5 protein-coding genes are annotated in these 6,888 nt (G+C 61.8%); 3 read left to right on the forward strand and 2 right to left on the reverse strand.

What is annotated here, in order from left to right:
• On the reverse strand, window positions 1–895 hold an 895-nt coding region (gene argH, locus EOC06_RS42375; protein ID WP_245469529.1), incomplete at its 3' end, for an argininosuccinate lyase.
• 35 nt (window positions 896–930) lie between these two features.
• Between argH and EOC06_RS12485 the strand changes: the two genes are divergently transcribed.
• Window positions 931–1,620 (forward strand): TlpA disulfide reductase family protein, encoded by a 690-nt coding sequence (locus EOC06_RS12485; protein WP_128307892.1) that lies wholly within the window; start codon window positions 931–933, stop codon window positions 1,618–1,620.
• Between the two features lies 1 nt (window position 1,621).
• On the opposite strand, the gene EOC06_RS12490 is transcribed toward EOC06_RS12485, so the two are convergent.
• Complete coding sequence (locus EOC06_RS12490) at window positions 1,622–4,054, reverse strand: EAL domain-containing protein (protein WP_128307893.1); 2,433 nt, start codon at window positions 4,052–4,054, stop codon at window positions 1,622–1,624.
• Window positions 4,055–4,413: 359 nt separating this feature from the next.
• Here EOC06_RS12490 and ugpB point away from each other — a divergent pair, with 359 nt between their 5' ends.
• On the forward strand, window positions 4,414–5,724 hold the full coding sequence (gene ugpB / locus EOC06_RS12495) for a sn-glycerol-3-phosphate ABC transporter substrate-binding protein UgpB (RefSeq protein WP_023811116.1): 1,311 nt from the start codon (window positions 4,414–4,416) through the stop codon (window positions 5,722–5,724).
• Between the two features lie 194 nt (window positions 5,725–5,918).
• Window positions 5,919–6,803 carry a sn-glycerol-3-phosphate ABC transporter permease UgpA gene (gene ugpA, locus EOC06_RS12500; protein ID WP_023811118.1) on the forward strand — a complete coding sequence of 295 codons (885 nt, stop codon included), beginning with the start codon at window positions 5,919–5,921 and terminating at the stop codon, window positions 6,801–6,803.
• Window positions 6,804–6,888: the final 85 nt, after the last annotated feature.

Genomic DNA, 6,888 nt, shown 5'->3' on the forward strand with positions numbered 1-6,888 from the left:
GCACCAGTTCGGCGGCATCGGGGTTCTTCTTCTGCGGCATGATGGAGGAGCCGGTGGAAAACGAGTCCGACAGCCTGACGAAGCCGAACTGCGGCGTCGACCAGATGATGATCTCTTCGGCCAGCCGTGACAGATGCGTGGCGCAGATCGCCGCCACGCCGAGGAACTCGAGCGCGAAATCGCGATCCGAGACGCTGTCGAGCGAATTGCGCATCGGCTCGCGGAAGCCGAGCGCCTTGGCGGTCCGGTGGCGGTCGATCGGGAAGCTGGTGCCGGCAAGTGCGGCGGCACCGAGCGGGCTTTCATCCATCCGCTCGATCGCATCGCGCACGCGCGACAGGTCGCGCGAAAACATCTCGACATAGGCCATGCAGTGATGGCCGAAGGTCACCGGCTGGGCCGCCTGCATATGGGTAAAGCCCGGCATCACGGTCGCGGCATGCTCCTCGGCCCGCTCCAGCAGCGCCTCGATCAGCCCTTTCAACGCCTCGGCGACGCGAAAGCATTCATCCTTGACCCACAGCCGCAAATCGACCGCGACTTGATCATTGCGCGAGCGGGCGGTGTGCAGCCGGCCGGCCGCCGGGCCGATCAGATCGGCGAGGCGCGCCTCGATGTTCATGTGGATGTCTTCGAGCCGTGTCGAAAACTCGAAGCTGCCGGCCTCGATCTCTTTCAGGATCGTGTTCAGCCCGTCAGCGATTTTTTCTTGGTCGGCCGCCGAAATAATGCCCGTTTGCGCCAGCATCTCGCTATGGGCGATCGAGCCTTTGATGTCCTGCGCATAGAGTTTGCGGTCGAAGGAGATAGACGCGTTGATCGCTTCCATGATCGCGGCCGGACCCGAGGCAAAACGTCCGCCCCACATCTGGTTGCTGGTTTTCTTGTCGCTCATGGCTATAACCCGTGCTTCGGAGCAGTTTTGAGAAAATGGCAGACGGTAGTAGATTCTTCCCGGCCCCGCGCCTGATCCTCGCCGCCTTGGTGGCGGGCGCGCTGGCGGGCGCGGTCGCGGTATATGTCAGCGAGAGCCGGTCTGGCAACAATGCACCGGCACAAGCTGCCGTGGGTGACAGCAGGGACGACGTGACCTGCGCGGCCAAGAGCGACCGCGCCAAGAAAGTCGCGGCGTCGGCCACCGGTGAGGTTGCGGCACTTTTGCCGGCCGATCCGCCTCAATCCCTGAAGAGCCTTGCCTTCAATGGTCCGGACGGCAAGCCGATGACGCTTGCCGATCATGCCGGCAAGACGGTGCTGCTCAATCTGTGGGCGACATGGTGCGCGCCGTGCCGTGCCGAAATGCCGGCGCTCGATGCGCTGCAGAAGGAAAAGGGCAGCGACTCCTTTGAAGTGGTCGCCGTCAACGTCGATGCCGGCGACGATGTGAAGCCGAAGAAGTTCCTCAGCGATACCGGCGTCGCGACGCTCGGCTATTACCGGGATTCGACGATGACGCTGTTCAACGACCTCAAGGAGCGCGGCTTGGCGCTAGGCCTTCCCGTCACCATGCTGATCGACGGCGAGGGCTGCCTGATCGCCCACATGAACGGCCCGGCCGAATGGTCGGGGCCGGACGCCAGGCGGCTGGTCGAGACGGCACTCAAGCCCGAGAGCCTGTAGTCTAGCGTGTGGCTAGCGCGGGTGCGGGCGCGAAGGCCAGAACGCTTCTGTCGCGCAGGCTGGCGGGTTTGCTGCCGACAGCGGGTGCGACGACGCCGGTCAGATCGCCGAATTCCTCGATGAGAGCCGGCTTGCCGATATAGTAGCCCTGGCCGATCTCGCAGGCTTCGGCGTCCAGGAACTTCAGTTCGCCGAGCGTCTCGACACCCTCCGCCAGAACCGGCAGGCCGAGCCCGCGTCCAAGTCCCAGGACGGCGCGCACGATCGCCGCGACCTGGCCGTTCTTGTCGACGGACTTGATGAATGAGCCATCGATCTTGATCTTGTCGAAGGGAAAGGCGCGAAGGTTGGAGAGCGAGGAATAGCCGGTTCCAAAATCGTCCATGGCGACGCGCACGCCCAGCGCCTTGACCTGCCGCAAGGTGGCCAATGCCCGCGGCATGTCCTTGACAAGCGCCGTCTCGGTGATCTCAAGCTCGAGCCTGCCGGGCGCCAGGCCGGAATTCAGCAAGGTTTCGTGGACCTTGTGGCTGAAATTCGTGTTGTGGAGCTGCACCGCCGAAACGTTGACGGCCACCGTCAGCGGATTTTCCCAGCGGGCGGCTTCCTCGCAGGCGGCCGTCAGCACCCATTCGCCAATCTGGCCAATGGCGCCGCTGTCTTCGGCGACCGGGATGAATATGCTCGGCGACACGTCGCCGCGCGTCGGATGCCGCCACCGGACCAGCGCTTCGAAACCGACCATCTTCCCGCTGCTGATCTCCTTCTGCGGCTGGTAGACGAGGTAGAACTCCTGGCGTGCGACCGCCTGGCGCAGTTCGTGCTCCATCACGCGCTTGTCGCGGGCCTCGGCCCCCATCGAAGCTTCGAAATAGCGGTAGGTATCCTTGCCTTCGGTCTTGGCCCGGTAGAGCGCGGTATCGGCGTGGCTTATCAGGCTGGCCTGGTTTTCGGCATCCGATGGATAAAGCGCAATGCCGATGCTGGCCGACACCAGGCCGCCGCCGACCGAGAGCCGGTTTTCCTCGCGCATGGCGGTCAGCACGGCGTTGGCGATACGGCCCGCCTCCAACGGGTCGGTCAGGTTCGGCGCGATGATGGCGAACTCATCGCCGCCCAGCCGCGCCACCATCTGTCCTTGGCGAAGAATGCCGGTAACGCAGTGCGCAACCTTCTGCAGCATGGCGTCGCCCGCGCCGTGCCCATACAGGTCGTTGACCTCCTTGAACCGGTCGAGATCGAGCAGCAGAAGCGCAAGCTGGCCGCCTTTCCTGGTCCGGCCCATCGCAGCAATTTCCGTCTCCAGCCGGCCGGAAAAGCTGCGGCGATTGGCCAGTCCGGTCAATGGATCGAAATGGGCAAGCCGCAGGATCTCCTGTTCCGCCTTCTTGCGCTCGCGAATGTCGCGGACCGCGACCACGTTGTGAGGCTTGCCACAATAGTCGATGCTCCTGGCGATCAGCTCGACAGGAATGCTCGTGCCATCGCGGCCGCTCAATTCGGCCTCCTGCGGCTGTTCGCCGAAGCCCGACATGTCGGATCCGAAGAGATCGCCAAGCTGCATTCCGTTCAGCGTCGCTGTTGCGATGCCCGTCAATGTCGCCATGCTGTCATTGGCACTGATGATGCGGTGGCCGTCGCAGACGATCAGCCCCTCCACGGCGGCATTGGCCAGACCGTGCATGCGGTCGACCTCGAGCTTCTGGCGACGGAAGCGCAAATCGATCCACAGCGCCGATGCCGACAGGACCAGGATCACCAATGTGGCGGCAGCGGCGGCGAAAGCCTGCGAGGTCGGCTCGATCGTGTATTCGGATATGACGATCGAGGGATCGGGGAAGATCGAGACAGCACCCATGCCGATGAAATGCAGGGTGCAGATTGCCAGCGTCAGCAGCACCGCGCCGCCGGATGTCGCCTTCAAGGAGGGACGGCGCTGCACGACACGCAGCGCCAGCGCCGCGAGCGTCACGCCGGCCAGAAGGGAAACGGCGACAAGCAACAGGTTCCACTCGATGCGGCCCTGAACCTCGAACGCCGCCATACCGATGTAGTGCATGGCCGCGATACCGCCGCCCAGCACGGCGCCGCCGACGAGATGATAGTCGAACTCATTCCGCAAGGTGGCGATCCACATGCCGGCTGCCGTCAGAGTGACCGAAGCAGCGAGCGAAAGCACGGAAAGTGCGGGATCGTAAGCACTGGGTATGCCCGGTGTGAATGCGAGCATGGCGATGAAGTGCGTTGCCCAGATGCCGAAGCCGGTCGAAGTGGCCGCGATCATCAGCCAGGCAAGCCGGTTCCGATCGGTGGAGCGGCTTATGTGATGAAGCAGGTTGACGGCAGAGAAACAGGAAATTCCGCAGATCAGCGCGGCGAGTGCGACCAGTCTCAGATCGTGTTCGTTGACGATACAATTGTAGACCGTCAGCATTTTATTTCACCTGATCTTTGGAAATAAACAGGGCAGCAGGATTGAGTAGCGCGTTGCCGTTGAGGGATCGATAAAGTCGCCTGCAACCTTGGCGTGTCTCTTCGGGTTGCAGCGGCTGTAATCAGGGCTGACACGCCGAAAGCCGGCTTGACAGTTCCGACGGTCGTTCCTGGCGCTTGTCGTCGCGCTAAGCCGGCTAACCGTGTGGCTTTCCATGCGTCCAAGCGGAGGCGAGGTGGCGTGAGGTAAAGGGGTGAAGTTCGTCGATCTGCAACAAAACCGTTGTCTGATTGTCATGAGCGACACATATTGCCTCTGCGGGAGTGCCCCTTTCGCCAATGACAAACGGGAGATGAAACATGAAGTCCTTCGGCTTCGCGGCCGGTGTTGCCGCCACCTTTATGCTGCTTTCCTCAACCTCCGCTTTTGCTGTCACGCAGATCAGTTGGTGGCACGCCATGACTGGCGCCAATGCCGAAGTTGTCGATAAGATCTCCAAAGATTTCAACGCCAGCCAGAGCGACTATGAACTCGTTCCGGTGTTCAAAGGCACGTATCCCGAGACGCTGAATGCCGGCATCGCCGCCTACCGCGCCGGCCAGGCGCCCGACATCATGCAGGTGTTCGACGTCGGCACCGGCGTGATGATGGCAGCCGAAGGCGCAATCAAGCCGGCAGCCGATGTGTTGACCAGCGCTGGAATGACCTTCGACAAGAGCCAGTATCTGCCAGGCATAGTCGGCTATTATTCGAAGCCGGACGGCACCATGCTCTCTTTCCCCTATAACTCCTCCTCGCCGATCCTTTATTACAACAAGGATATCTTCAAGAAGGCTGGTCTCGACGTCGACAGCCCACCCAAGACCTGGAATGAGGTGTGGGAAGACGCCAAGAAGATCAAGGCGAGCGGCGCGGCCGCCTGCGGCTACACCTCGACCTGGCTGACCTGGATCCATCTGGAGAATTTCGCGGCCTGGAATGACGTGTCATGGGCCACCCAGCAGAACGGTCTGGCCGGCGGCGATGTCGAGCTCAAGATCAATGCGCCGATTTTCGTCAACCACTTCCAGGCGCTGGCGGACCTCGCCAAGGACGGCACCTTCAAATATGGCGGCCGCACCTCCGAAGCCAAGCAGATCTTCCTCGCCGGCGAATGCGGGATCATGACCGAATCCTCCGGCGGCCTTGGCGATATCGTCAAGTCCGGCATGAATTACGGCATCGGCCAATTGCCCTATGACAGCGACGCCAAGGGCGCACCGCAGAACACGACGCCGGGTGGCGCCAGCCTGTGGGTTTTCGCTGATAAATCCGACGAGGAATACAAGGGCGTCGCGGCCTTCTTCGCCTACCTGTCGAAGACCGAGGTGCAAGAATACCTGCACCAGAAGTCGGGTTATCTGCCGGTAACGCTTGCCGCCTATGAAGCGACCAAGAAGTCCGGTTTCTATGACAAGAACGTCGGTCGCGAGACCCCGATCCTGCAGATGACGGGTAAGGCGCCGACCGACAATTCCAAGGGCGTACGTCTGCCGAACCTGCCGCAGGTGCGCGATATCCAGAACGAGGAGTTCGAAAAGATGCTCGCCGGCCAGCAAACCGCGCAGCAGGCGCTCGACAATGCGGTTACGCGTGGCAATGCGGCGATCAAGGAAGCGCTGGGGAATTAGAGCGAGCGCAGGTCCTTGCTCTACGGCGCATCCACCTGTCCTGCCAGGCATCTCCCCTCGGCGAGGGGAGTTTTGCCGTCCCTTGCGATTTCGCCAACGGTCGATGATGCCCAATCCGAAACGCTCGTCAAAGCCATCTTGGCGAAGAGGGATGCTACATCGTGCCGCCCGCCTCATCACCTCGGAGTGGCTCCATGACCCCTCGCGTCGTGTTTCCCAACAAGATCCTTCCCTACCTGCTGGTGGCGCCGCAACTGGCCATCACGCTCGTGTTTTTCTACTGGCCGGCCGGTCAGGCGTTCTACCAATCCATGCTCAGGCAGGATCCGTTCGGACTGAGGACCAAGTTCGTCTGGTTCGCCAATTTCAGGAAAGTGCTTGCCGATCCGGCCTACCTGAACTCGATCAAGGTCACGGTGGTGTTTTCCCTTGCGACCGCTATCGTTGCCATGTGCGTGGCGCTCCTGCTTGCGGTCATGGCAGAGAAGGTGGTGCGCGGCAAAGGTCTTTACCGCACGCTCTTGATCTGGCCCTACGCGGTGGCGCCGGCGATCGCTGGTATGTTGTGGCTGTTCCTCTTCAACCCGTCGATCGGGTCGCTGGCCTACATGCTGAGAAGTTTCGGCATCGCCTGGGATCCACTGCTCAACGGCACCCACGCCATGATCCTGCTGGTGTCCGCCGCTGCCTGGAAGCAGATCAGCTACAATTTCCTGTTCTTCGTCGCCGGCCTGCAGGCGGTGCCGAAAGCCTTGATCGAGGCGGCGGCCATGGACGGCGCTGGCGAGACCAAGCGATTCTGGACCATCGTCTTCCCGCTGCTTGCGCCGACGACCTTCTTCCTGCTGGTCGTCAACACCGTCTATGCCCTGTTCGACACGTTCGGCATCGTTCATGCCGTCACTGGCGGCGGTCCAGGCAAGACGACTGAGACGCTGGTCTACAAGGTCTACAATGACGGCTTCGTCAATCTGATCCTCGGTGACTCGGCGGCGCAGTCGGTCATCCTGATGGTCATCGTCATCTCGCTTACGGCCATCCAGTTCCGCTATGTGGAACGCAAAGTCCATTACGGCTGAGGGCGAGCGATGATCGGCCAGTCACCGCTCCGCACCGTCATCGCCCACGCCGTGCTGATCCTCGGCATATTGATCGTTGCTTTCC

Origin of the sequence: Mesorhizobium sp. M7A.F.Ca.MR.362.00.0.0 (genome assembly GCF_004023175.1) — a bacterium.
Taxonomy (GTDB): domain Bacteria; phylum Pseudomonadota; class Alphaproteobacteria; order Rhizobiales; family Rhizobiaceae; genus Mesorhizobium.

Bases quoted from the DNA above. Each gene is read 5' to 3' on its own strand.
- EOC06_RS12485 (WP_128307892.1), top strand. From the start codon at position 931: ATGGCAGACGGTAGTAGATTCTTCCCGGCCCCGCGCCTGATCCTCGCC.
- ugpA (WP_023811118.1), top strand. From the start codon at position 5,919: ATGACCCCTCGCGTCGTGTTTCCCAACAAGATCCTTCCCTACCTGCTG.
- ugpB (WP_023811116.1), top strand. From the start codon at position 4,414: ATGAAGTCCTTCGGCTTCGCGGCCGGTGTTGCCGCCACCTTTATGCTG.
- EOC06_RS12490 (WP_128307893.1), bottom strand. From the start codon at position 4,054: ATGCTGACGGTCTACAATTGTATCGTCAACGAACACGATCTGAGACTG.